Source organism: Amycolatopsis sp. NPDC023774 (genome assembly GCF_040639695.1).
Classification (GTDB): Bacteria; Actinomycetota; Actinomycetes; order Mycobacteriales; family Pseudonocardiaceae; genus Amycolatopsis.
The window spans coordinates 14,025-38,255 of sequence record NZ_JBFAAJ010000035.1; the positions used below are offsets into that span (position 1 = coordinate 14,025).

Below are 24,231 nucleotides of genomic sequence, written 5' to 3' on the forward strand. Positions count from 1 at the left end.
AGGGTTACCCCGCGGCGAGCGCTTCATGCCCCGCGACGGGCACGGTGCGTTCCTCGAGCAGCCGCACCACGGCGCGCAGCCCGCCGGCCGCCGCCGCGCGCTGCGCGGCCGATCCCGTGCCGTCGAGGAGCAGGCGGCCGGCCAGTGATCCGGCGAGGGCGCGGTCGCCGGCTTCCTCGAGCGCGCCGGCGGTGTGCGTGAGCAGGTCTTCGACGAGGTCGGCGGCCGGGCGCTGTCGTTCGAGCCGGGGATCCACCAGGAGTCCGGTGAGGCCGTGGCGCGCGGCGGCCCAGACGGCGGCGGCGGACACCTGCGGCGACAGGCGCGGGCCTTCGACTCCCCGCTCCAGGTCGGCCAGCGCGGTCCGCACCAGGGCGCGGGATAGCACGGCCTGCAGTACCGCGCCGTCGACGGTCACAGCGGTGTCGGCCACGCGTAATTCCACGGTCGGCAGCCGTGGTGACGGCCGGGCGAGCCAGAAGCTCTGGTTTCGGTCGACCAGCGCCCCGCACGCCACGAGAGCGTCCACTGTGCTCTGGTACTCGGCGTGGCTGCGGAAATACGGCGCGACACCGGAACCGGGGAAGCGGGTCTGCAGCACCATCCGCCAGCTGTGGTAGCCGGTGTCGCGGCCGTCGGAGAACGGCGAGTTGGCCGACAGCGCCAGCAGCACCGGCAGCCAGGGACCGAGGTGATTCACCACCGCGACGGCCGTGTCCGGGTCTTCGACGCCGACGTGCACGTGGCAGCCACAGGCTTCGTAGTCGGCGGCGAGAGGGCCGTAGGCCTCGTGGATCTGCGCGTACCGGCCCTGCGGTGCCGGCTGCGCCCCCCGGCCTGGCAGCGACACGGGCGTGCCGGACGCGACAAGCGCGCAGTCCTCGGCGGCCGCGGCCGCGGCGAGCAACCGGCGCCCGCTGGTCAGCTGGGCCCGGAGTTCGTCGGCACTCGTGCAGACGCCGGTGGCCAGCTCCAGCTGCGTCGGACGCAACTCCCGTTGCACGATCGCGCCGTCCGGCAACGGACCGTGGTGCCCGGAGCGCGCCAGCACACGGTCCGCGCACGGCGTCGTCCGGCCCGTGCGCGGGTTGACGAGGAGGAACTCCTCCTCCACCCCGATCGTCGTCCCCGGCCCGTCCATGAGGACCCGGGTACCCGTTTGGGCGGCGGTGAACCGGGATCGCGCGCCGGACTCCGGCCTCTCGCACCACGACGTCGAGCCACGGCGAGATCGGCACGAGCCAGCCGGGTTGCGGGCTCCCCTCGTCGCGCGGTGGGCGGCGACAGGCCCGCCGTCGCGCGGTGAAGCGCTTACGCGGAAATGCGTTGTTGTCCCGGCCGGGGATAGGGGTACCCGAGCAGAAAGCGATCACGAGAAAGGAACACGCATGACCACCGCGGAGAAGCCACTGGCCGTCGTCACCGGCGCGTCGAGCGGGATCGGGCTCGAACTGGCCAAGCAGTTCGCCCAGCACGACTTCGACGTCGTGCTCGCCGCTGAAGACGATGAGCTGACCCAGGCCGCCGAGCAGGTCCGGTCCTGCGGCGCGGCGGTCGAGCAGGTGCGAACGGATCTCACCCGCCCCGAAGGCGTGGAGGAACTCGTCGAGCGCGTTGCCGCCACGGGCCGCCCGGTCGAGGCGCTCGCCGTCAACGCGGGCGTCGGCATCAACGGCGAGTTCGCCGGCGACACGCGCCTCGACGACCAGTTGACCGTCGTGGACCTGAACGTGCGCTCGGCCGTGCACCTGGCCAAGCGCGTGGTGCCGGCCATGGTGGAGCGCGGGCACGGGCGGGTGCTGTTCACATCGTCGATCGCGGGGACCGCGCCGGCGCCGTATCAGGTGGTCTACTCCGCGTCCAAGGCGTTCCTCACCTCGTTCTCCGAAGGCTTGCGAGCAGAGGTGAAGGACAAGGGCGTGACAGTGACGGCGCTGCTGCCCGGCGCCACGGACACGGAGTTCTTCGAACGCGCGGACATGGAGGACACGAAGATCGGCGCGGGCAAGAAGGACAGCGCGTCCGACGTCGCCGAAGCCGGGTTCGCCGCGCTCATGGCGGGCGACGACAAGGTCGTGGTCGGGGCCAAGAACAAGGTGACCGCCGCCGCGTCGCGGATGCTGCCGGACGAGGCGAAGGCGGCGCAGCAGGGGAAGATGATGAAACCGGGTTCGGCGCAGGAGTGACCAAGATGCCGGTCGGGGTTTCCGTGCACGGCGCCCGGGTCATCCTGGAGCGCGCGAATCGTGATCGCCGGTGCGACCGGGAACATCCCGCACGGCATCCCAACCGGAACGCGATGCCCATCAGCGCGTCGGCGGTGTTGTGGAGCGTGTCGCCAGCAACCCCCGACCCGGTCGCCGCGGCCAGCGCCAGCTACCTGGTCAGTACCCGTCGATGCTGAGGCGAGGTGTTGCTGGGATCCCTCCGGCGGCCACAGTGGCCGTCGGGTGCCTCGACGAGCTGACCGTCCAGGTCGATCACCGGCCTGGACGGTCTTCGGCGCGAGGACTTGGGGCGACATGTCGGCAATTCCCGGTGAGAACCGCGGAGGGGCGGCATTGCCGCCGCCCGCTCGTCCGCCATCGGCACACCGTCAACGCCTGCCAGGCCAACCGCGCCGACCGAAGCACCGCCACGGCCGGGAGCACCGCAGCACGCCGGTGGGCCCGTGCCGGTCGGGCTGGGGCCTCGAGCCCCGAGCCGGACTCGGCACGACCCACGCTGACGATGGAGCGCACGCCGTGGACGCGAAGGGTTACCAGAAGAGGGGCAGCGGCGAGGAGAAAGGCGGGTCAAGCGCCCCGGCAGCCGCCGGCTGCAGTGCCGAGCCCGGTCGCCTGTCGGCACCGCCCAGGCCGCGGGCGGGGAAGGAGCGGCCAAAGTCGCTGCGCCGCCCTGAAATTGCCGGGCGTTTGGTTACCTCCGGGCCGGGTACGTGTCCGGAACACGGCCCGCTCGGGCCGCCGTCCATCCCGGCCGAAGGGAGCGCGTCATGGCCGGCCAGGAAGACCAGCACGGCTGGGCCGAGGACATCGGCACCGAGGGCGGCGCCGCCGCCGAGGGCGCCAGGAAATCCCGTGAAAAGCCGGACCACGAGCCCGACCCCCAGCGTGACTACTCACCCACCGGCACGCTCTCGGACACGGACATGGAGCCCGGCTCGCCGTTCGGCGCCGGCGACAGCACGACCCGTCGGGGTGAGGAAATCGGCCCGGACCCGGGTGAGGACGCGGAGGGCTACAAAGGCGCTTCGCAACGGCCGTACGGCAGTTCGCACGAGTAGTGCCCGGCGCTGTGCAGGCCCGTCTCGCTCCGGATTCGGGCGCACTTGATCGGGCCGGACGGCCGGTCGACGCTCAGCGGCCGACCGCAGCTGCTGTGCTCGCCCTCGGGACGGGTGGGGTGGTGGTGACCTTCACGTTCGACGCGGCCAGGTGGCGCCGCGCCGTGGGCACGGCCAGCCAGCGGCTCGGGTAGCGCTCCCTTTTCGGCAGACAAGCGGGGCGGGTGTCGTACCGTCGACGCCCACCGCCTGTTCAGCATGTGCCCGGCGGGCTGGCGGCGATCATCCGCAGCCAGGCTTCACCCCGCCACTGCGGCCTCCGGACCCTGGGCGGGTTTCCTTCGCCGTCGTGTAGCCGGAACGCAGCGGCGAGCACGGGCCGGTTCACGTCGTGGGTGTCACGCCGGTGGCGTGGGTGACGAACCGAGCGGCAAAGTCGCGCAGTTTGACGTTCTCCCGCTGGGACTGTTCGACGAGCAGGCTGAACGCCTCGTCCGCGGAAATCCGGCGCAGGGCCATGAGGATGCCTTTGGCCTGGTCGATCACCGCACGGCTGGACAGTGCCGTCCGGAGCTGCTCGGCGGTCTCGTGCGCGTGCTGGTAGCGGTTGTAGGTGCGCAGCGCGGCGGTGGCGGCGGTGGTGTAGAGGTCGAGCAGTTTCTCGTCGAGTTCGGCGAAGCCGTGGTCGCGGGTGCTGTAGCAGTTGACCGCGCCGGCGTGTTTGTCGCTGACCACCAGTGGCGCGGACAGGAAACTGCCGAATCCGGCCTCGGCCGCGTCCTTCGCGAACACCGGCCAGCACTCGGCGGCGTCGGCGATCGATACCCGCACCATGGCACCGGTGCGCGCGGCCTGCAGGCAGGGCCCGTCACCGACGGCGTACTGGTCGCGGTCCAAGGCGGCCGCGGTCTCGCTGGTCGTCGCGGCCGTCGTGGGCATATCGGCGGTGATCAGGGTGATGGTGGCCTCGTCGACGCCGGGTATCGCCCGGGTCACCTGCTCGCACACCTCGTGCAGCAGGAGCGCGGAGTCGTCGACGTTGTCGAGCGCCGCGATCAGCTTCTCCAGCGCCCCGGTGACCTCATCGAGGACCATCGGCCACGAGTTGTTCCGCATGTTGTCCATGACCAGCTCTCCCGTCGGCTACGCCGAAGAACGAGGGCCGGGACACGTATGAGGAGCAGTGCGGCAGCGAACCGGGTACCATCACGGCCGCCGGGGAATTACCGGTGCCGACGTGGGTGTGTGCTTCGAGGCCCGCTGCTGGACGAAGAGAATACGCGCCGCATCCTCCCCGCGGCGAAGCCCTTCGTCGTTCGCGCAAGGTCGGTATGCCGCGAAGGCGGCGCACCGCCGGACCGGAACGCGCGAAATACCTCAGCTTCCACCACTGTAACTCCGCAGCCCTCCCACGCGGGCGGAACCTCTCATCGACGAGCAGTTACGAAGCACGATCAACCACCGCGGCGCGCTGGTACCCGAGCGCCCGCAGGGCGAATTGATCGCCGTCATCGGTCAGTGCGCGCCGAGATCGGCGGCGGAGACCGTGGCCAGACTGCTTGTTCTCGCTGATCACGCTCAGGCCGCGCGGCCAGTGTGTCGTGCCGGCACGGCCTCGACCGACCGCTCCGGACTCCCGGTGACGCCAGCCGCCGAGGCGTCGACGACGCGCATTGAAGAGCTTGCTTGCTCCTTCGATGCCCACGGCGCGGACCTCCGGCCGCATCCACGCCATCGCGGCAGTCCGGTCAGTCGTGCTCGGCACCAACTGCAGCGGCGGCTGGGCCGCGAGGAGTCGTTCAAGCCGGGCGCGCCGGCGCTGATCCGGCACCGACCGCGCCGTGGCCGGCCCTTCGGCCGCACCTGGAGATCGAAGACGCCGATCGCGCGGTCGACGACGTGCACTGCGGATCCGGAGCCTCCTCGTGTTCCGGGCCTGGCACGACGGCCACGTCGCCGCGACTTACGCGGCCCTGCTGTCCCGCTGCTGCGAATGGTGAACCGTGCCGGACCGTTGGCGCCGCGCCCCGGTGGCGGTCAGTTTCTTGATTCGAAACGCGGTTGTACTTGCGGTTCACGCGGGGAGGGGGCAGTGTCCCGCGAGTTCTCGGGCAGCGTGTCGAGGAACTCGTTCAGAAAGGCGCGGGCGACGTCGCGCAGCTTGGTGTTGGTGTCCTGCGACAGGTTCACCAGCAGGGTGAAGGCAGTCTCCGGTCGGCACCGGCGCTGGCCCATCAGGACACCCGTGGCCTGTCCGATCAGCTCGCGGCTGCGCAGCGCTTGGCGCAGCTGCTCGTTCTCCACGGCGATGGCCTCCGCGAGCTCGGCGATCTCGGCGTCGTCGCCGGGGCGTGCTTGCTCGGGGCCTGGCGGTGCTCGGGCTCCGAACGGGCCGGCTCGTGATCGTGGGACTCGACCACGGACATGATCATCACCCTCCCGTCCATCCGCAGCTGGATGTGAAAATTTACCGCACCGTCTAGTGCACCTGCACTAGACGCTTCACTGTGCGGAGACTGGACCTCCGGACTGGGTGGCACGGCGCGCGGGGCCTCACGGTGGACGAGGCCGAGGCGACGAGGTGTCCTCCACCCGCGGCGCTGCCTCGGCTCCTGCGCCGCCGCCCGGTTCACCTCGCGCGGACCGTGCCCAGGTCTCTCGCGCCGCCGATCACGAGCCCCGCGGCACTCGCCATGGCCGAGGCCTGCCCTCGATCCACCTGCGTGCAGGCCACGCTGACGTCGCCGCCGACGACCAGCGCACCCGTCGAACCCATCCGCGCGCCGGCGAGCGGCTTCGCCAGTCCACGCGCCGCCCGTGTCGCGGTCCGTACCGGCGCCTCTCGCCCCGGGAACCTGCCCGGTGGCACGAGGGTGGAACCGCGTGTTTCTTTCGACGCTCACCGGGCATTCGCGCGAGACCAGCGCTGAAAGGAGTGACGCCATGACCAAGACCTCGGCGCTCAGCGCCCAGGACCAGAAGCTGCGAGAAAGCAGGCTGCCGCTGGCGGCCGAGCTGCTGACCGGCGTGTGGTTGATCGTCGCCGCCTGCGTGTTCACCTGGGCGGCCACACTCGCCGGCGAAGCGGGGTTCTGGAACACCCTCGTGTGTGGTGTGGTCGTCGCCGTGGTGGCGCTTGCCCGCCTCGCGGTGCCGGGCCGGCTGTGGTGGCTCGGCGTGGTGAACTTCGTCATCGGGTGCTGGTTGATCGCCACGCCGTTCGCGTTCGGCTACCCGCCGGATGGGCACCGCGACGCGCTGCGGACCAACGCGCTCGTGGCGGGGGTCCTGCTGGCGATCTTCAGCGCGATCGCGCTGACGGTGGCACTGAGGCGCCGGTACGGAAGCTTCGCGCCCGGCCGGTGATCGCGTTTTCCGGCGCACGCGTCGGGGTATGCGAAGGCCCATGGGTACTCGCGCTCTCGCATCGTTGCCGTACGAGATCCTCGAGGACGAGAATGTCCGGATCCCCGTGTCCGACGGGATCCGCCTCTCGGCCCGCATCTGGCGGCCGGTGGGCTCGGAGTCCTTGCCGGTGCCGGGAATCCTGGAGTACATCCCGTATCGCCAGCGTGACCTGACCTCGGTGCGCGACTCGATCCACCACCCTTATCTGGCCGGCCATGGTTACGCGTGTGTCCGCGTCGACATCCGCGGCACCGGTGAGTCCGAAGGCGTGCTGGCGGACGAGTACCTCGAGTCCGAACAGCGCGACGCCGAAGACGTGCTCGCGTGGCTCGCGGACCAGCCGTGGTGCAGCGGCGTGACCGGCATGATGGGGATCTCCTGGGGCGGGTTCGCCGCGTTGCAGGTCGCCGCGCGCAAACCGCCGAGCCTGCGGGCGATCGTGATCTCCTCGTTCACCGACGACCGCTTCGCCGACGACATGCACTACATGGGTGGCTGCCTGCTCTCGGACAACGTCGCCGAATCCGGCACCATGTTCTCCGACTCGACGTTGCCGCCGGACCCGGCGGTCGTGGGGGATCGGTGGCTGGAGCTGTGGCGGGAGCGGCTTGAGGGCTGCAGCCTGTGGGCCGAGCAGTGGTTGCGCCACCAGCGCCGTGACGGCTATTGGCGCCACGCGTCCGTGTCGGAGAACTACAGCGACGTGCAAGTACCGGTGCTCGCCTCCAGCGGCTGGGCGGACGGGTACTCCAACGCAGTGACCCGGCTGATGGCCCACCTCGACGTGCCGCGCCGCGGACTGATCGGGCCGTGGTCGCACAAGTACCCGCACCTCGGCGAGCCCGGCCCGGCGATCGGGTACTTGCAGGAAGTCGTGCGGTGGTGGGACCACTGGCTCAAGGACGTCGAGAACGGTGTGCTGGACGGGCCCATGGTCCAGACCTGGCTGCAGGAGAGCGTGCCGCCTTCGACGTCCTACGAGGATCGCCCCGGCCGGTGGGTCGGCGAGGCGCGGTGGCCCTCGCCGCACGTCAAGCCTTCGGAACACGCGCTGGCCCCGCACCGCATCGCGCGGGCGGAGGAGGACGTGCCGGAAACGGTGCTGGAGGTTTCCTCACCGCTGTCGGTCGGGCAGTTCGCCGGGAAGTGGGCCTCGTACAGCGCCCCGCCGGACCTGCCCTACGACCAGCGTGAGGAGGACGGCGGCTCCCTCGTCTTCGACACCGACGTGCTCACCGAGCGCTGCGAAATCCTCGGCGCGCCGCGCGTGCGGCTCGCGGTCTCGGCCGACCGGCCGGTGGCGATGGTGGCTGCCAGACTGTCCGATGTGGCCCCCGATGGCCGTGCCACCCGGGTGACGTACGGGCTGCTCAACCTGACCCACCGCGACGGTCACGAAGAACCGAAGCCGATGGAGCCCGGTCGAGTGTGCGAGGTCGAGTTCGAACTGAACGGAGTGGCGCAGGCCTTCCCCGCCGGTCACCGGATCAGGCTTTCGCTGTCCACTTCGTACTGGCCGCTGGCCTGGCCGCCCCCGGAGCCGGTCACCTTGTCCGTCCACACCGGAGGGAGCTTCCTCACGCTTCCGGTGCGACCGGTGGCGGAGCCCGATGAGGTGCCCGCGAACCCGTTCGGTGAACCGGAAGGCGCGCCGCCGATCGCGACGACGCAACTGACGCCGCCGGAGCAGAGCTGGGAGGTCTCGCGCGACCTGGTCGCGTACCACTCGGCGCTGGACATCGTGAAGAACTCCGGCGCCGTCCGCTACGACGACATCGACCTCACCGTCACCCGCGACGTGCATGAGCGCTATACGTGGGTTGCCGACGACTTCTGCTCACCCGTCGCGGAGACGGAGTGGGTCGTGACGTTCGAGCGCGGCGACTGGTCCGCTCGCAGCGAAACCAGCACACGGGTGTCCTGCACGCCCGAGGAGTTCGTGGTCGACGCGCGCCTCGACGCCTACCACGGCGACCGCCGGATCGTGTCCCGCAACTGGCACCGCACCGTGCCGCGGGACCTGATCTGACGCGTTTGCCGTTAGGGCGAAGGGGAAATCCGGAAGGTATGAACCAACCGGAACGAACGAGGAGTGACAGACCGATGACGGCGAACATCTTCGTGGTCGGCCTGGACGACAACAACGCACAGGTGCTCGAGCGGCTGCCCGACTCCGACCAGTACGCATTCCATGGACTTCTGACGCCTGACGAACTCCAGCACGGCGAAATCGACATCGGCGGGCTGCTCGACAAGGCGACAACGACGCTCGACGCGTTCGACGGTTCGATCGACGCGATCGTCACGTTCTGGGATTTCCCGGCGGCGTCGCTCGTCCCACTGTTGTGCGAGAGCCGCGGCCTGCCGCACGTGCCGCTGGAGGCGATCCTCAAGTGCGAGCACAAGTACTGGAGCCGGCTGGAGCAGCGCGAGGTGATCAGCGAGCTGCCGCGCTTCGGCATCGTCGACCTCGACGACGCCGAACCGAAGCTGCCCGAGGGGGTCTCGTACCCCGTGTGGCTCAAGCCGGTGAAGTCCTTCTCCTCGGAGCTCGCCTTCCGCGTCACCGACGATGACGACTTCGCCGCGGCGGTCGGGGCCATCCGCGAGGGTGTGGGGCGGGTCGGTGAGCCCTTCGACGAGGTCCTCGGGAAGGTCGAGCTACCGCGCGAGATCGCCGAGGTCGGGGGGGCGGCGTGCCTGGCCGAGGAGGCTCTGCACGGCGTGCAGGCCGCCGTGGAGGGGTATGTGTACCAGGGCGAAGTGACCGTGTACGCGGCGCTCGACTCGGTCGACTACCCCGACAGCTCCTCGTTCCTGCGCCACCAGTACCCCTCACAGCTTCCGCAGGAGGTGCAGCGGCGCATGGCGGACGTCGCGAAGAGAGTGATGCGGCGGATCGGCTTCGACAACGGGACGTTCAGCATCGAGTTCTTCTGCGATGTGCAGTCCGGTCAGGTGTGGCTGCTCGAGATCAACCCGCGGCACTCGCAGTCGCACGCCGAGCTGTTCGAGCTCGTCGACGGCCTGACCAACCACGACCTCATGGTTCGGCTCGGCCTCGGGCAGGCGCCGCGACGTCGCACCGGCGCCGGTCCGTACGGCATCGCCGGGCGCTGGTACTTGCGCCGCTTCTCGGGTGACGCCGTGGTGACGCGCGTGCCGACGGCGGCGGAGATCACCGCTTTGCAGGGCCGGCTCGGCGGGGTGGAGATCAGCGTGTCGCCGAAGGAAGGGCAGCGGCTTTCGGAGCTGCCCGAGCAGGACAGCTACTCCTACGAGCTCGCGCAGTTCCTCATCGCGGCGAACAGCGAGCAGGAGATGGAGCAGAAGTACCAGCGCTGCGTCGACGAACTCCGGTTCGAGTTCGACGAGGCAGCTTGAGGCGTACCGGCGCTGTGCGGCGGATTCCGCACAGCGCCGGCACCGGTTCAGCGCCGGGGCCGAGGTGCAGCCCCGCCTGTGGTCGTCGGTCGCGGTGCCGTAGACCCAGGGCAGCGATGTTTGCCGGCGCTTTCCCCGGGTAGCCGCTGCGTTCGCCGGTGGTCTTCCCCGGCGGGTCAGGAAAGGAGGAGCGATGACGGGCGCCAACCCGATCCAGGTGCAGAAATATCTGTCCGGAGTGGACTACCCCGCCGGCCGCGACGACCTGGTGGCGGCGGCGCAGCGAAACGGAGCTGACGAGGAGACGCTCGAGCAGCTGAGGGGGATCCCCGACCGGCAGTACGAGGGGCCTAGCGGGGTGAGCAAGGAACTCGGCGGTAGCTGAGCGGGAGGGGGCCGGGCTGGAGGGAGGTCCGGCCCCACACCACCGCCTCAGAGGTAACCGAGGCCCAGCACGATGAAAAACGCCGCCACCAAAAACACGAAGACCGCGAGGACGATCAGCCATCCGGCAGGCAGCTTGCGCGACGGCATGGGTTGCGGGTGCGACAGTCCCGAGGTCTGCCCGGCGTCCGGCGGCGTGTCGCCCGGGGTCACCGAGCCCCCGGGTTCCAGGCCGGGGACCTCGTTCGGCTCGGGTCCGGGTGCGGTCATGGGAATCACCTTCCGTCTGCGTGGTCCGGGCTCCATGGCTACCGCCTGTGGCGGCGGATAAACGCCGTGGCTGCACGCGCCCGCTCCCCGTACCCCCACGAGACTCGAACACGCTCGACCGGCGTTCCCACGACGTTCGCCGGGCCGGGCGCGCAGGTGCTCTCCGGCCCCCTGATCGCCGCGGGGTCCGCGAAAGTTCGCAGCTACGGGTGATGGTGAGCGACGTCGACATCAAGCCCGGGGTGGCCGCGCGCGGTGCTGCGCGACCCTCGCGGCCCCTGCCCGGCGAAGGACTTCTTGGCGTTGCCCGGCCGCCTCGCAGCGTGTGGGGTGCAACCCGCCGATTGCCGCGGACAGCGACACGGGGAGATCTTCCGACCTCCGGCGACCTCGTCCGTCGGGCACCGGCTTCGATGTCGCCCTCCGCGAGCCGCAGCGAAGGCCGGTGACGCCGATGTCCTGGCCGAGGGGCACGACGATGCGTGGCGGCTCGGCTGCCCTCGTGATGCTGGCGCGCCGGAACCGGTCACGGTCGGACCCGCCGAGCAGCCGGTCGACGGGCGGCTGCTCGTGCTCGGCGATCGCCGCCGGCCCGGTCGCCAGGAGCAGCCCCAGCGAACCTTGCCCCGGAGGCCGGCCACCTGGTGGTACGACAACCAGACGTCTTCACCGCTTCATCCGTGCGGTGTGGAGGAAAAGGAGGGCGCAGCCGGCCAGGAAGCTCGCGAACGCCAGCGCGCCATTGGCGGCGAAGACGCCTGTCAGGAAGGCGAGCACCGCCGTGACGTCGGCGAACACGAGCACGGCGAGCCAGCTGACGTGCTCGGCTGCAGCGTGGGCGGTGAACGCCCACGTCGTGAACGTTCTGAGGTTCAATTCGGCTTCGAGGCCCTGCAGCGTGCGCTGGTCATCCCCGTCCGGCACGACACCTCCCCGACTCGGAGTCGGTCGGCGCCGCGAGTGGACCCTCATCGGCGACAAGCTCCACGCCGCCGCGCCGTTCGGCCCGCGCACGTTCAGCCGCCGGGGACGGCACGGTCTCGTGGTGCCCATCCACAGCGGACTTTCGCTGGCCAGGGATCTCCTGGACCTCGTGTCCCACCGGGATTTCGGCTCGGTCGGGCAGCAGCTGCTCGGCGCCGGTGTCGTGGGTGCACCGCTGGTCGGAGGGCCCGCGCGAGGTCACGCCGACCACCACGCGCGGGAATTCCGTCCACAGCGCTTTGTCCACGCGGATCACCTCCTGGTCGAAGCGGGGCAGCTCAATCCTCGCCGACGGGTGGCGGGATGGGTTCGTCGTCGTCGGCCGAGAGCTCGGGGTCGCGCCAGTCCTCCGCACGGGTGGGGCCGTTGCCCTTCAGCTCCCCCTGCAGTTCGGCCTTCAGCTCGTCGTCCTCACGGGGCGAGTGCTGGTCGCTTTCGCGCGGCATGGTCACCTCCGACATGTGCTGGCTTGATCGGCTCCGCAGTGGCTACCCGGTGATCCGGTCACGAAACCCGGCGCTGTCGGGCTCCGCGAGCTCCGCGACGGCGCGGCACACCTGCGCCGGGTCGACGCGGTCCAGGCACGGGTGGCCTGGCACCGGGCACGTGCGTGCGCGGCTGTCGCGGCACGGCGCGTGCTGGTCCCCGAGGAGAGCGACCGGCACGCCGTACGGCGCCCAGCGCGCGGCCGGCACCACCGGCGCGAACAGCGACACGACCGGGGTTCCGGCCGCGGCGGCCAGGTGCGCGGCACCCGTGTTGGGCGCGACCACTACTCGGGCGCCGGTCAGCACCGACGCCAGCTCGGCCAGGGTCGTCCGGCCGCCGAGGTCGATGCCCGTGCCGCCGGCCACCTGCCGGGTCAGCTCCCGCTCGATCCGCGCGCCGGTCACGACCACACGGTGGCCCTGCGCGATCAGAGCCCGGACGAGCCGGTGGCTCCACTCTGCCGACGGGTGGCGGGCCGGTACCGAAGCGGCGGGGTGGACCACGACGTACGGCCCACCTCCGGTCAGCCGAGTGGAGTCGGGCAGCGGCCGGCGCAGCGCCAAGCCGCCGTGGTCGCCAGGCGGCAGCCGGAACCCCGCCGCCTCGGCGAGCGTGAGCATGCGCACGGCTTCCGGCGGGTCGCCGTCAACGCGATGGCGCAGGTCGAGCAGGCTGCCCGGGTAGTCGTCCGAGATCGCGCCGACCCACGGCACTCCCGCCTGCCGCAGCAGCAGCGCGAGCGGCAGCGGGGACTGGTGGAACGACGTGAGGATCAGCGCGCGGTCCGGTGCCCGCCTGCGGACCTCCGCCACGAACGCGCCGGTGTCCGCGGCGGTCGTGGGCGGCGGTTCCGGGTCGATCCAGGGCGCACGCCAGGTGAGGTGATCGTCGACGCCCGGTAGCAGCTCGCCGGCCGGACGCCCGTTCGGTCCGGTCAGGAGCGTCACGTGCGAAGCGTGCGCGGCCACGGCGCGGATGCACGGGCCGGCCAGCAGGACGTCGCCCAGATTGTCCTGCCGGGCCACCAGGACGTGGGTCATCAGGCGACCCCGGCCACGCGCAGCGCTTCGGACAGGTTCCGCGCGACCGCGGCGTACCGGCGCGCGTGCTGCACTTCGACGTCGAGCGTGCGCTCCGTCGGCACGAGCACTGCGCGGGCCCCGGCCGCGAGGGCGGCGCGCACGTCGGCCCCCGTGTCACCGATGACCACGCACGACGCCGGGTCGACCCCCAGTTGGGCAGCGGCCCGGCGCACGAGCCCGGGCGCGGGTTTGCGGCAGTCGCAACCGTCGCCGTCGTCGTGTACGCAGACTTGCCACGTCCCGAACGGCCCCAGCAGCTCCTCCACGCGCGCGTTCACCGCAGCCAGCCGCTCAGGCGTGATCAGTCCTTTCGCGACCCCCGACTGGTTGCTCACGATCCCGACCGGCACTCCCCGTTCCCTCAGCCCGCGGACCAGCTCGACGGCCCCGGGCACCGGCCGCACGCTTTCGGGGTCGTCGAGGTAGGGCACGTCGGTGATCAGCGTGTCGTCGCGGTCGAACAGCACCGCGGCCGGGGGCCGGCGGCGCCGGGCGGAAATCTCGCCGCGCACCCGGTGGTAGCAGGCGACCGGCGGGATGAGGACGCTGGTCACGACCATCCGCACGACTTCGCCCGGTGCGGCCGGGCCCGCCAGCACACGGCGCGCGGCGAACTCCGCTGTCAGGCTCGCCCACACCCCACCGGCAAGCGCGGCCGGGGCCCGCCGGCCGGTGAGGGCGAAGCCGAGCGCGGCCAGACCGGCCACTGTGGACACCGCGTGCTCGCCGAGGCGCCCGCGCCCCGCCGCGGTGCGCTGACGCCACAGCGCGCCGTGCTTGGCCCGCATCAAGGCGTTGTCGGCATTGCCCCGCTGTGCTTTCACACTGGCGAAGAAACCGGAGTTGCGGGCGGGGTGCGTGGTCAGCCGCCGGCCGCGTTCGATGCGATGCCCTGTGAGCGTCACGCGCAGCGCGAGGTCCGAGTCTTCGCGGAACGCGCGGGGGAAGCGTTCGTCGAACCCGCCGGCTTCGACAAGCGCGCTGCGCCGGTAAGCCATGTCGGCGGTGATCCACAACGCGTGTTCGAGGCCGGCGGTGCCGCGCTCGTCGTCGGTCGGGCGCCGGTCCGCCGGGAGCGGCACCGTGATGCGCGCCTGGGAAGCGGCGACGTCCGAGCCCAGGGGCAGGAGGTCGTCGGCCAGCTGCTGTGGCCAGTCGTCGGCCAGCACGACGTCGTCGTCGACGAACGCGATCCACTCGCTCGCCGCGTTGCGCCAGCCGAGGTTACGCGCGGCTGCCGGTCCACGCCCGCCCGACTGGAGCACGCGGACGCCGGCGGGGACATCGAGGTCGCGGCCGTGGGGCCGGTCGTCGACGACGAGGACTTCCGCCGGCCGCGGGCCGCGGCCGGTGAGCAGGGTCTGCAGCAGCGGCCGCAGGTTGTCGCGGCCCGTCGTGGGGATGACCACGGTGTAGTCGAGCGAAGCAGTCACTGGAGCTGACTACCCGGTGGGGGCCCGCCGAAACGGGTGTCGAACCGGCGCACCGGGGTAACCACACAGCGACGCGAAGGAGGTGCGGATGACCGCAGGGACGATCGAAATCCGGAACCCGGCCGACGGGAGCGTGGTGGGCACGGTGCCCACCGCCGGCGAAGACGAGGTCGACGCCGCGCTGGCGCTGGCGAACCGCAGGTGGCCCGGTTGGGCGCGCACGCCGGCGGCCGAGCGCGGTGGGCTGCTGCACTCCGCGGCGGCGCGGTTGCGGGAGCACGTCGACGAATTCGCCGCGCGCAACGAAGCCGAGACCGGGCGTCCGCGGGCCGAGGCGGCCGAGGGCGTGCTTGCCGGTGCGGGCACTCTCGACCAGTACGCGGAGCTGGGCCCCGTCCATCGTGGGCGCAGCCTGCTCGGCGACTTCGGGGCGACCGACCTGATGGTCCCGGAAGCTCGCGGAGTCGTCGTCGCGCTGACGCCGTGGAACGACCCGGTCGCCGTGGCGTGCGGGCTGATCGGCGCGGCCTTGGCGGCCGGGAACACCGTGGTGCACAAGCCGAGCGAGCGCGCGCCGCACACCGGCGCGCTGCTCGGCAAGGTGCTTTCCGGCGTGCTGCCGGACGGTGTTTTCCAGACCCTGCAAGGCGAAGGCGGGGTAGGCGCCCTGCTGGCGATGCGCGGCGACGTCGACGTGATCGCCCACGTCGGCAGCACCGCGACCGGCCGGTCGATCGCCGCCAGCGCGGCTGCGACCGGCGCGAAGACGTTGCTGGAGAACGGCGGCAACGACCCCGTGGTGGTCGACGAGGACGTCGATCCCGCGTGGGCCGCCGGGCAGGTCGCGCTCGGCGCGTTCGCCAACTCCGGGCAGATCTGCGTGGCCGTGGAGCGGGTCTACGTGCACGAAGCCATCGCCGAACCGTTCCTGGCCGCGCTGGTGAAGGAAGCCGAGGCGCGCACCCTCGCGCCGCTGGTCGACCTCCGCCACCGCGAGCACGTGCACTCGCACGTGGAGGACGCCCTGGCGCGGGGCGCGCGGGCGCTGACCGGGGGAGTGGTGCCCGAAGGGCCCGGCGCGCACTACCCGGCGACCGTTCTGACGGGGTGCACGCCGGACCTGCGCGTGATGGTCGAGGAGACGTTCGGCCCGGTCGCGCCGGTGCAGGTCGTCTCGAGTTTCGAAGACGGGCTCGCCGCGGCCGCCCGCAGTGACTACGGGCTCGCGGCGACCGTGCTGACCGCGTCGATGGCCCGCGCGCAGCACGCGTGGCGTGAACTCCCCGCAGGGACGGTGAAGGTCAACTCCGTGTTCGGCGGCGCACCCGGCGGGGCCGCGCACCCGCGGCGGCGCAGCGGCAACGGCTATGGCTACGGACCCGAGCTGCTCGACGAGATGACGCAGACCAAGGTGGTGCACGTGGAGCCGCCGGGCGCCTGACCCACGCCGAACCGGTCGGCGCCGGCCTGTCCGAGGCTGACGGGCACCGGCATCCAGCGGCGAGGAGAAGCGCGGTGACCACCCTCGGAAACGGTCGCCGCGCTTCTCCTCGCTCGCGCCGGTGTCAAACCGACGACTCGGTGCTGTCCGGCCGGCCGCGGCGGCATTCGGTGCAGACCATCGTCTGCCCGAGCAGCGCACCGTCGCCGGTGACGAGCCGGGCGACGTGCAAGGTCGGCTGACCGCACTTCTCACACGGGATCGGCTGGCTCTCCTGGCTGATCAGGATCCGGTTCGTCACGGGGTCTCCCTCGGGATGGTGGTCCGGACCGCGTACCCCACGGTCCGGACCACACTCGGGAAATCCGTCGACATCACCCGAACGGAGTAGCCTCCGGGTGCGGCCGTCCGACGCCGAAGTGAGTGAACCCGGCGTTGGCGAGCATCTCGGGGTGGAGAAGGTTGCGCGTGTCCACGACCACCGGCCGGGCCGTCGCGGCGGCGAGCCGGGCCCAGTCGAGGTCGCGGAACTCCGGCCACTCGGTGAGCACGACGAGCGCGGCGGCGTCCTTCGCCACCAGGTACGGGTCGTCCACGACCTGCACCGCGTCGAGCTCCGGCACGGCTTCGACCGCCGGATCGTGTGCGGTCAGCTCAGCGCCGTGGCGGGCCAGCGCGATGGCGATCGCCAGCGCCGGCGAGTCGCGCAGGTCGCCGGTGCCCGCCTTGAACGCCAAGCCCAGCAGGCCGATCCGCGTGCCTGCGAGGGAGCCGGACGGCGAGCCCGTGACCGCCTCCCGCACGGTCCGCACCGCGCGGGCGCGCTGGCGGGCGTTCACCCGGACTGCGTCGCGCAGGATGCCGAAGTCGACGCCCGCGGCGTCGGCCGCGTGCAGCAGCGCCGAGGTGTCCTTGGGCAGGCAGGAACCACCCCAGCCCGGCCCCGGTACGAGGAATTCCGGGCCGATGCGCGCGTCGAGGCCCATCGTGCGGGCGACTTCGCCGACGTCGGCGCCGAACCGTTCGCACAGCTCGGCCAGCACGTTCACGTACGACAACTTCACCGCGAGGAACGCGTTGCTGGCGTACTTCGCGAGCTCGGCGCTGGCGGTGTCGGTCCGGACCACCGGCGCGCCCGTCGGTTCGTACAGCTTCTCGACGCGGTGCGCGGACGGCGCTGCCGGCGGATCGGTCCCGATCACGACGCGGTCGGGGTGCAGGAAGTCCTCCACCGAATGCCCTTCGCGCAGGAACTCGGGGTTGCTCACCACCGGCAGGTCGCCGCGGCCCAGCAGGCGCGGCACACGGGCGGCCGTACCGACCGGCACCGTGGACTTGGTGACGAGCACGCAGCCGGGCCGCAGGATCCGCCCGAGCTGCGGCAGCACTTGTTCCAGCACGCCGAGGTCGGGCCGGCCTTCGCCGTCGGGCGGGGTGGGCAGGCACAGGAAGACGACGTCCGTGCCGTGCAGTTCCGCCTGCGCGGTCGTGAAGACAAGGGTGCCGTCGGCGAGCCCCTGGGCGACCAGCTCCGGCAGGCCGGGTTCGGCGATCGGAACCTCACCGCGACCCAATGCGTCTACTTTGGACTCATCGGTGTCCACGCACGTGACCTGGTACCCCAGGCGGGCGAAACACGCGGCGCTCGTCAGCCCGACGTACCCCGCGCCCACGATTCCGATGTGCTCAGCCATGCGGCACCTGCGCTTCCACCGCTACCCGCGCGGCGGCGAGCACGCGCTCCTCACCGAGCAGCAGCAGTCCTCCGTCCGGCCGGTCGCCGTGGGGATCACCGACGTCCCCGGCCCACAGCACCACATGCTGCGGGGCTTCGGGTGGCGGCCCCCACAGCCGTGGTGGCGTGGGGCCGAACAACAGCACAGACGGCGTGCCGAACGCCGTCGCGAGGTGTCCGATACCGGTGTCACCGCAGATCACCAGCGCCGCCTCGGCCACGAGCGAAGCCAGCTCCGCCAAGCCCGTGCGCCCGGCGAGTACCGCGGCCCCGGGCAGCCCCGCCTGGTCGGCGACGCCATGCGCCAGGTCTCGTTCGGCCACGCTTCCGGTGACCACGACCCGGTGGCCCGCGGCGGCGAGCTCACGTGCCACGCGCGCGAATCGTTCGGGTGGCCAGCGCCGGGCCGGGAACGCCGCGCCGGGGTGCACGACCACGGCCCCGGGTGCGGGGCTCGGCCCGGGCGGCGGCGGCAGCCGCAGCGCCGAGCGGTCGGCCTCGAGGTGCGCGTACTCGACCAGCCGGCACCAGCGGTCGACCTCGTGCAGGTCAGCGCGCCAGTCGAGACCGGGCACGTTCGGGAAGTCGGGGTGGTGGTGGGTGAGCAACTCGCCCGGGTCGGTGGCGAGCAGGTCGTGAATGCTCTCGGGGCCGCGGCCGTGCAGGTTCACCGCGAGCTTGGGCGGCGGACCAGACCAGGCGAGCGCTCCGAGCCCCGGGGCCGGCAGCAACTCGTCGACGGCGTCGATGAGCTCGGCGAGGTCCTGCAGCTCCCGCGGCGCGGCGAGCACCAAGCGCTCGTCGGGGTGCGCTGCATGCAGTGCGCGCAGCGCGGGCACGGCCGTCAGCAGGTCCCCGATACCGAGCGCACGCAGCACGAGGATCGCGGCGCTCACGGCCACGACCCCTCCTCCGACGCGCAGACCACCAGTTCGCGGACCTCCGAGCCCGGCGGCTGCTGCAGGGCGAAAACCACCGTGCTCGCCGTGTGCTCGGGCTCGTTGAGCTTCGCGTCGGGCGGCGGCTTGTACTGGTCGGTGCGGTTGTCGAAGAAGTGCGTCCACATCCCGCCCGGGATCAGCAGGGTCACGCCGACGCGCCCGGCCAGCTCAGCCGCCAGCGCGCGGGTGAACCCGACAACGCCGAACTTCGAGGCGCAATAGGCGGTCGCGTCGCTGACCGCCTTGACGCCGAGCGTCGACGCGCACGTGACGACCGTGCCGCGCGAGCGCTCCAGGTACGGCAGCGCGGCGCGCACGACGGCGGCCGTGCCCAGCAGGTTCACCTTCACGACCCGTTCCCAGTCCGCGGTGGCCACCTCGGAAAGGGGACCGCACGCGTCGGTGCCCGCAGCGGTGAAAACGCCGTCGAGCCCCCCGGCGCGCTCGGCCAGTTCACGCACCGCCCGCTCGGTCGCGGCGGTGTCGGTGAGATCGGCTTCGACGTACTCGGCCGGGTCCTCGGGGCGGACGCGATCGAGGACGTAGGGCGTGCCACCGGCTTTGCGCACGGCGTCGACGGTGGCTGCGCCGAGCCCGGAGGCGCCACCGGTGATCAGGATGTTGCCGAGGGGTCGCATCGGTCTCCTTCGTGAGTCGGAGTCGGTTTGGAATCAAGCACCGTCGGGTCAGGCACTCGCGGCCGCGGCGACCAGCCGCGACGTCGAGTAACCCGGGACGGTCGGGACGAGCACGACTTCGCCGCCGTGCCGTTCCACGACCTCGCGTTCGGGCAGGTCGGCGTGCGTGTAGTCGCCGCCCTTGACCCACACGTGCGGGCGTAGCCGTTCCAGCACTCCTGCGGGGGAAGGTTCGTCGAACACGGCCACTGCGTCCACAAAGGACAGTGCGGCGAGCAGCCGCGCCCGGTCACGGTCGCGTACGAGCGGCCGTGCGGGCCCCTTGAGGCCCCGCACGGAAGCGTCCGAATTGAGGCACACCACCAAGGCGTCCCCGAGAGCGCGCGCTTGCCGCAGGAGGCTGACGTGCCCGGGGTGCAGCAGGTCGAAGCACCCGCCGGTGGCGACCAGCCGGCCGCCCTCCGCGTGGATGCGTTGTGCCAGGCCGAACGCATCGGTCGCCGGTTGCGGTTCCGGAGTCGGGCCGTCGTGGGTGGACAGTGCCGTGGCGCCGCCGTCGGCGACGAAACGGGCTGCTGCCTCGACGGCGGTCGCGACGGCTTCGGTGGTGTCCGCGCCGGTCAGCAGGGCCGCGGTGGCGGCCGCGGCGAAGCGGTCACCCGCCCCGCAGGTATCCGGAGCCGCGTGGCCCGGCGTTCGCGCGGACGCGGGGATCGGCACCGCAGTCTGCCCGTAGCCGTCGGCGAGGACCGCGCCGCGCGCACCCGTGGTGACCGCGACGGCCTCGGCGTGCCAGTGATCCCGCAGCAGTTTCGCGAGCTCGGCCGGTTCGTCGTGGCCAGGCAGCGTGCTGTGGGCTTCCGCCAGATTCGGGGTGACGAGCCGGGCGTGGCGCACCGGTTCCGTGCCCCGCGGGTGCGGGTCCCAGACCACCGGCACCCGCCCGGCGAGTTCGCGCAGGGCCCGGCGGACGTGCGGGTTGCGCGTGAGGCCTCGGCCGTAATCCGCGACGAGTACCGCTCCTGCGTCCCCGAGGGCTTCGCGGACCCCCTCGGGGAGCGGTTCGGCGGTCGCCGTTCCGTTACCGGAATCCAGACGGAGCAACGACTGTCCGCCCGCACGGACGCGCGTTTTGCACACCGTGGTGCCACGCAAGGGCAGGGACAGCACCGTGACGTCGGGTTCCAGCAGCCCGGTGAGCGCGTGCCCCGGCTCGTCGTCGCCGAGCGGCGTCACCAGCACGACCTCGGCCGCCGACCGCGCGGCCAGCAGAGCGGCGAGCCCGGCCCCACCGGGGCGGCGACGCCGTGCCGTCAGGTCGACGACCGGAACCGGCGCCTCCGGGCAGAGCCGGTCGGCAGTTCCTTCGGCGTCGACGTCGAGCAGCGTGTCGCCGAGTACGACCAGCGGCTTCACGCGGCCACCCCGAGCGCCTTGTCCAGCTCCTCGCACAGGGCGTGCACCAGCGCGAGATGCATCTCCTGCACGGTGGCCACCGACGGCGCCTCGACGGTCACGGCGTCGTCGCACAGCGCCGCGAGCGGGTTGGGCGCGGGCCCGGTCAGCGCCCACGTGGTCACCCCCAGCTCGTGCGCGGCTTTCGCGGCGGCGACGACGTTGTGGCTGCTGCCACTCGTGGACAGGCACACCAGCACGTCGCCTGGGCGCCCGTGCGCGCGCACCTGGCGGGCGAAAACCTCGTGGTTGCCGTAGTCGTTGACGATGGCCGTGGTCGCCGACGTGTCCGCGTGCAGCGCGATCGCCGACAGCGGCCGCCGCTCGGCGCGGAAGCGACCGACAAGCTCGCCGGTCAGGTGCTGGGCTTCGGCGGCGCTGCCGCCGTTGCCACAAGCGAGCAATCGGCCGCCGGTCGTGAAGACGGTCGCGAGCTGTCGCCCCCACGCGGTTATCGTGGGCACGGATCGGCTGGTTCGCAGCGCAGCTTCCCGCAACGCGGCGAAATGATCCTCCATCAGTGCGCCTCCTCTTTCTCCTCCGGCGCCCCCGCGCCGGTCCGTGGGGAGCGCCGGAGCACGAAGGGCCCCAGCGCGAGCAGGTCGATCGGTGCGGAGCCGAAGCATTCGAGTGCGTCCCGCGGCGAGTCGACCATCGGCCGGCCCGCGGTGTTCAGGCTGGTGTTGATCACGACCGGCAGGCCGGTCCGGCGTTCGAAACCGGCGAGCACCCGGGCGAGCACGGGGTTCTCGCGCTCGTCGACGGTCTGCACGCGGGCTGTGCCGTCGACGTGGGTGACCGCCGGGATGCGGTCGCGCCAGTCCACCGCCACGTCGTGCACGAAGAGCATGTAGGGGCTGGGCAAGGGGCCGCGCGAAAAGATCTCGCCGGCCCGCTCGGCACGGACCATCGGTGCCACCGGCCGGAACTGCTCACGGCCCTTGACATCGTTGAGCCGCTCCAGGTTGGCCGAACGGCCGGGGTGCGCCAGCAGGGAACGGTGCCCGAGGGCGCGAGGGCCGAACTCCGCGCGGCCCTGGAACCACGCGACGACCTCGTCGTTCGCCAGCGCCTCGGCGACGGTTTCCGCGAGGTCGGCGGGCCGTTCATAGGGCAGTTTCGCCTTGCGCAGCACGGCTTCGAGCTCGTCGTCGGTCCAGCCGCGGCCGAGGTCGGCCCCGACCATCGGCGAGCCGACCTCGCCGGCCTCGGCGGCGAGCTGCAGGGCGGCGCCGAGCGCGGTACCCGCGTCGCCGGCCGCCGGCTGTACCCAGACGCGCTCGAACGGGCCTTCGGCGTGCAGGCGGGTGTTGGCGACGCAGTTGAGCGCGATCCCGCCCGCCAGCGCGAGGTCCCGCTGCCCGGTGCGCTCGTGCAGCCAGCCCACCAGGTCGAGCAGGACCTCTTCGAGGACTTTTTGAACGCTCGCCGCGAGGTCGGCGTGGCGGCGGGTCAGCTCGTCACCGGCTCCACGCCGTGGGGCGAACTCCGCGAGATCGACGCCGTCGGCGCGGAACCCGCCGTCGCCGGTCGCATAGACCTTTTCGCGCAGGTGGTCCAGGTGGCCGGGCGTGCCGTAGGAGGCGAGTGCCATCACCTTGTACTCGTCGCTCGAACGCGCGAACCCCAGGTGCTCGGTGAGGTCTTCGTACAGCAGGCCGAGCGAATGCGGGAGCCGTTGTGCCGCCAGTTCCTTGAACCGGCCGTCGCGGTACTCGCCGGCCAGCGCCGAAGTGCTCTCACCGCGGCCGTCGGCGACCAGCACCGCGCAGTCGCCGAACGGGGCCGCGAGCGCGGCGGAGGCGGCGTGGGCGACGTGGTGGCGCACGAACCGCACGATTCCGGGGTCCAGCCCGGGTAGCGCGGCCCGGAGGAACTTCGGCGCGCGTTCGGCGAACTCGGTCCGCAGCTCCTCGCCGCTGTGGTCGTGCCCGGGCAGGCCGGGCTCGACCAGGGCGGGGTCGTAGGAGTAGCCGACGGCATCGAGGTCGTCGGGTGCCAGACCGGCCTGCTCGAGGCACCAGGCGGCGGCCTGCGCCGGCTGCTCCCAAGTCGAGAACGGCACGGCCTGCTTGCCGTGTTTGCGGCGGCTGAAGCGTTCCTCCTCCGCCGCCGCGACGATCTCGCCGTCCACGACCAGGGCGGCGGCCGGGTCGTGGAAAACGGCGTTGATCCCGAGTATGCGCATCGACCTGCCTCTGGCGTCCGGGCGGACCCGCCGGCGGATCCGCGTTCGCTCGTAGCGCTACCCGGCGAAGTCATAAATAAACGGCCGACGGCAAAAGCCCTGGGCGTCGCTACTCAGCGCGACGGAACTGCCGGAACCACGCCGCCGTGCGACGGAGCCCGTCGTCCGCGTCGATCTTGGGTTCCCAGCCCAGGACCTCGCGCGCGAGTGAGATGTCGGGGCACCGCCGCTGCGGGTCGTCGACCACCGCGTCGACGTACTCGACGGCCGAGTCGGACCTGACGATCGCCTTGATGCGTTCGGCGACCTGACGGACGGTCAGCTCGTCGGGGTTGCCGAGGTTGACCGGCCCCGGGTACCCGGAGCGAGCGAGCGCGACGAGGCCGCCGACGGTGTCCTCGACGTAGCAGATCGAGCGCGTCTGCTCGCCGGTACCGGTCACGGTGAGTGGCTCTCCGGCCAGCGCCTGGGTGAAGAACGCCGGGATCATGCGGCCGTCGTTCACGCGCATCCCGGGGCCGTAGGTGTTGAAGATCCGGGCGATGGCCGTGTCGACGCCGTGCTCGCGGCGATAGGCGGAGGTGAGCGCTTCGGCGTAGCGCTTGGCTTCGTCGTAGACGCTGCGCGGCCCGATCGGATTGACGTTGCCCCAGTAGCGTTCGTGCTGCGGGTGTTCGAGGGGGTCGCCGTAGACCTCGCTGGTGGAGGCGAGCACGAAGCGGGCGCCGTCGCGGCGGGCGAGTTCGAGCGCCTGCTCCGTGCCGTGGGAGCCGGCGCGCAAGGTTTCGATCGGCAGCGCGAGGTAGTCGCGCGGTGAGGCCGCGGACGCGAGGTGGAACACGACGTCCGCCGGGTCATCGAGCGGGATCGGCTCGGTGACGTCGTGGCGCACGAACCGGAAGCGGTCGTGGCGGCGGAGGTCTTCGAGCGTGGCAGGACAAGCCGTCGCCAGATTGTCCACAGCGGTCACTTCGAGACCTTCGGAAAGCAGGAGCGCGCACAGGTGAGCGCCGACGAAACCGGCGCCTCCGGTCACCACGGCGCGATCGAATCGCCTGGTCGTCATGCCGTGGCGGCTACCCGGCACCGGTGGCGGCGAAACCGTGTGAGGCG

At 71.9% G+C, this 24,231-nt stretch carries 26 protein-coding genes; 7 read left to right on the plus strand and 19 right to left on the minus strand.

The window, feature by feature from the left end; genetic code table 11:
* Window positions 1-4 precede the first annotated feature (4 nt).
* Window positions 5-1,141, minus strand: coding sequence for a glutamate--cysteine ligase (locus tag AB0F91_RS40090; protein ID WP_360606535.1), 1,137 nt, complete (start codon window positions 1,139-1,141; stop codon window positions 5-7).
* Window positions 1,142-1,388: 247 nt separating this feature from the next.
* Here AB0F91_RS40090 and AB0F91_RS40095 point away from each other — a divergent pair, with 247 nt between their 5' ends.
* A complete protein-coding gene (locus tag AB0F91_RS40095; RefSeq protein WP_360606537.1) occupies window positions 1,389-2,186 on the plus strand; it encodes an SDR family NAD(P)-dependent oxidoreductase in 798 nt (265 codons plus the stop codon).
* An 809-nt stretch (window positions 2,187-2,995) separates the two neighbouring features.
* Window positions 2,996-3,286, plus strand: a complete 291-nt coding sequence (locus tag AB0F91_RS40100; RefSeq protein ID WP_360606539.1) for a hypothetical protein — start codon at window positions 2,996-2,998, stop codon at window positions 3,284-3,286.
* A gap of 384 nt (window positions 3,287-3,670) precedes the next feature.
* On the opposite strand, the gene AB0F91_RS40105 is transcribed toward AB0F91_RS40100, so the two are convergent.
* The 4 genes from AB0F91_RS40105 to AB0F91_RS40120 form a co-directional block, all read right to left on the minus strand.
* Window positions 3,671-4,411, minus strand: a complete 741-nt coding sequence (locus AB0F91_RS40105) for a GAF and ANTAR domain-containing protein (RefSeq protein ID WP_360606541.1) — start codon at window positions 4,409-4,411, stop codon at window positions 3,671-3,673.
* A gap of 316 nt (window positions 4,412-4,727) precedes the next feature.
* Entirely contained in the window at window positions 4,728-5,117 is a 390-nt protein-coding gene (locus AB0F91_RS40110) for a hypothetical protein (protein ID WP_360606543.1), read from the minus strand.
* 206 nt (window positions 5,118-5,323) lie between these two features.
* Entirely contained in the window at window positions 5,324-5,590 is a 267-nt protein-coding gene (locus AB0F91_RS40115; RefSeq protein ID WP_360606545.1) for an ANTAR domain-containing protein, read from the minus strand.
* A gap of 325 nt (window positions 5,591-5,915) precedes the next feature.
* Window positions 5,916-6,062, minus strand: coding sequence for a hypothetical protein (locus AB0F91_RS40120; RefSeq protein WP_360606547.1), 147 nt, complete (start codon window positions 6,060-6,062; stop codon window positions 5,916-5,918).
* 167 nt (window positions 6,063-6,229) lie between these two features.
* On the opposite strand from AB0F91_RS40120, the gene AB0F91_RS40125 reads away from it, so the two are divergent.
* The 4 genes from AB0F91_RS40125 (at window position 6,230) to AB0F91_RS40140 (ending at window position 10,463) form a co-directional block, all read left to right on the plus strand.
* Complete coding sequence (locus tag AB0F91_RS40125) at window positions 6,230-6,652, plus strand: SPW repeat protein (RefSeq protein WP_360606549.1); 423 nt, start codon at window positions 6,230-6,232, stop codon at window positions 6,650-6,652.
* 40 nt (window positions 6,653-6,692) lie between these two features.
* The gene (locus tag AB0F91_RS40130; RefSeq protein ID WP_360606551.1) at window positions 6,693-8,723 is read left to right on the plus strand and encodes a CocE/NonD family hydrolase; all 2,031 of its coding nucleotides are present in this window, start codon (window positions 6,693-6,695) and stop codon (window positions 8,721-8,723) included.
* Between the two features lie 74 nt (window positions 8,724-8,797).
* Window positions 8,798-10,078, plus strand: coding sequence for an ATP-grasp domain-containing protein (locus AB0F91_RS40135; protein ID WP_360606553.1), 1,281 nt, complete (start codon window positions 8,798-8,800; stop codon window positions 10,076-10,078).
* 193 nt (window positions 10,079-10,271) lie between these two features.
* A complete protein-coding gene (locus AB0F91_RS40140) occupies window positions 10,272-10,463 on the plus strand; it encodes a DUF2795 domain-containing protein (protein ID WP_360606555.1) in 192 nt (63 codons plus the stop codon).
* A 47-nt stretch (window positions 10,464-10,510) separates the two neighbouring features.
* Here AB0F91_RS40140 and AB0F91_RS40145 read toward each other — a convergent pair whose 3' ends face one another.
* From AB0F91_RS40145 to AB0F91_RS40170, 6 genes are all read right to left on the minus strand, one after another.
* A complete protein-coding gene (locus AB0F91_RS40145) occupies window positions 10,511-10,732 on the minus strand; it encodes a DUF6480 family protein (RefSeq protein WP_360606557.1) in 222 nt (73 codons plus the stop codon).
* Window positions 10,733-11,398: 666 nt separating this feature from the next.
* Window positions 11,399-11,656 carry a hypothetical protein gene (locus AB0F91_RS40150; RefSeq protein WP_360606559.1) on the minus strand — a complete coding sequence of 86 codons (258 nt, stop codon included), beginning with the start codon at window positions 11,654-11,656 and terminating at the stop codon, window positions 11,399-11,401.
* Window positions 11,640-11,963: a hypothetical protein gene (locus tag AB0F91_RS40155; protein ID WP_360606561.1), complete on the minus strand. Its 324-nt coding sequence runs from the start codon at window positions 11,961-11,963 to the stop codon at window positions 11,640-11,642. The genes AB0F91_RS40150 and AB0F91_RS40155 overlap by 17 nt, the downstream gene beginning before the upstream one ends.
* Before the next feature lie 31 nt (window positions 11,964-11,994).
* Complete coding sequence (locus AB0F91_RS40160) at window positions 11,995-12,162, minus strand: hypothetical protein (RefSeq protein WP_360606563.1); 168 nt, start codon at window positions 12,160-12,162, stop codon at window positions 11,995-11,997.
* Between the two features lie 42 nt (window positions 12,163-12,204).
* Window positions 12,205-13,245 (minus strand): glycosyltransferase family 9 protein, encoded by a 1,041-nt coding sequence (locus AB0F91_RS40165; protein ID WP_360606565.1) that lies wholly within the window; start codon window positions 13,243-13,245, stop codon window positions 12,205-12,207.
* Window positions 13,245-14,720, minus strand: a complete 1,476-nt coding sequence (locus tag AB0F91_RS40170) for an HAD-IIIA family hydrolase (RefSeq protein ID WP_360606567.1) — start codon at window positions 14,718-14,720, stop codon at window positions 13,245-13,247. The genes AB0F91_RS40165 and AB0F91_RS40170 overlap by 1 nt, the downstream gene beginning before the upstream one ends.
* A gap of 88 nt (window positions 14,721-14,808) precedes the next feature.
* Between AB0F91_RS40170 and AB0F91_RS40175 the strand changes: the two genes are divergently transcribed.
* Window positions 14,809-16,161 (plus strand): aldehyde dehydrogenase family protein, encoded by a 1,353-nt coding sequence (locus tag AB0F91_RS40175; RefSeq protein WP_360606569.1) that lies wholly within the window; start codon window positions 14,809-14,811, stop codon window positions 16,159-16,161.
* Between the two features lie 124 nt (window positions 16,162-16,285).
* Here the strand turns inward: AB0F91_RS40175 and AB0F91_RS40180 are convergent, their stop codons facing one another.
* The 8 genes from AB0F91_RS40180 to AB0F91_RS40215 form a co-directional block, all read right to left on the minus strand.
* Window positions 16,286-16,462 (minus strand): hypothetical protein, encoded by a 177-nt coding sequence (locus AB0F91_RS40180; protein WP_360606571.1) that lies wholly within the window; start codon window positions 16,460-16,462, stop codon window positions 16,286-16,288.
* Between the two features lie 73 nt (window positions 16,463-16,535).
* On the minus strand, window positions 16,536-17,855 hold the full coding sequence (locus tag AB0F91_RS40185; protein WP_360606573.1) for a UDP-glucose/GDP-mannose dehydrogenase family protein: 1,320 nt from the start codon (window positions 17,853-17,855) through the stop codon (window positions 16,536-16,538).
* Window positions 17,848-18,798 carry a glycosyltransferase family 9 protein gene (locus AB0F91_RS40190; protein WP_360606575.1) on the minus strand — a complete coding sequence of 317 codons (951 nt, stop codon included), beginning with the start codon at window positions 18,796-18,798 and terminating at the stop codon, window positions 17,848-17,850. The genes AB0F91_RS40185 and AB0F91_RS40190 overlap by 8 nt, the downstream gene beginning before the upstream one ends.
* Entirely contained in the window at window positions 18,789-19,475 is a 687-nt protein-coding gene (locus tag AB0F91_RS40195) for an SDR family oxidoreductase (RefSeq protein ID WP_360606577.1), read from the minus strand. The genes AB0F91_RS40190 and AB0F91_RS40195 overlap by 10 nt, the downstream gene beginning before the upstream one ends.
* Before the next feature lie 48 nt (window positions 19,476-19,523).
* Complete coding sequence (locus tag AB0F91_RS40200) at window positions 19,524-20,891, minus strand: PfkB family carbohydrate kinase (protein ID WP_360606578.1); 1,368 nt, start codon at window positions 20,889-20,891, stop codon at window positions 19,524-19,526.
* A complete protein-coding gene (locus AB0F91_RS40205; protein WP_360606580.1) occupies window positions 20,888-21,448 on the minus strand; it encodes an SIS domain-containing protein in 561 nt (186 codons plus the stop codon). Before AB0F91_RS40205 ends, AB0F91_RS40200 begins: the two co-directional genes overlap by 4 nt.
* The gene (locus AB0F91_RS40210) at window positions 21,448-23,118 is read right to left on the minus strand and encodes a carbamoyltransferase C-terminal domain-containing protein (RefSeq protein ID WP_360606582.1); all 1,671 of its coding nucleotides are present in this window, start codon (window positions 23,116-23,118) and stop codon (window positions 21,448-21,450) included. The genes AB0F91_RS40205 and AB0F91_RS40210 overlap by 1 nt, the downstream gene beginning before the upstream one ends.
* A gap of 109 nt (window positions 23,119-23,227) precedes the next feature.
* Window positions 23,228-24,184, minus strand: coding sequence for a UDP-glucuronic acid decarboxylase family protein (locus AB0F91_RS40215; RefSeq protein ID WP_360606584.1), 957 nt, complete (start codon window positions 24,182-24,184; stop codon window positions 23,228-23,230).
* Window positions 24,185-24,231: the final 47 nt, after the last annotated feature.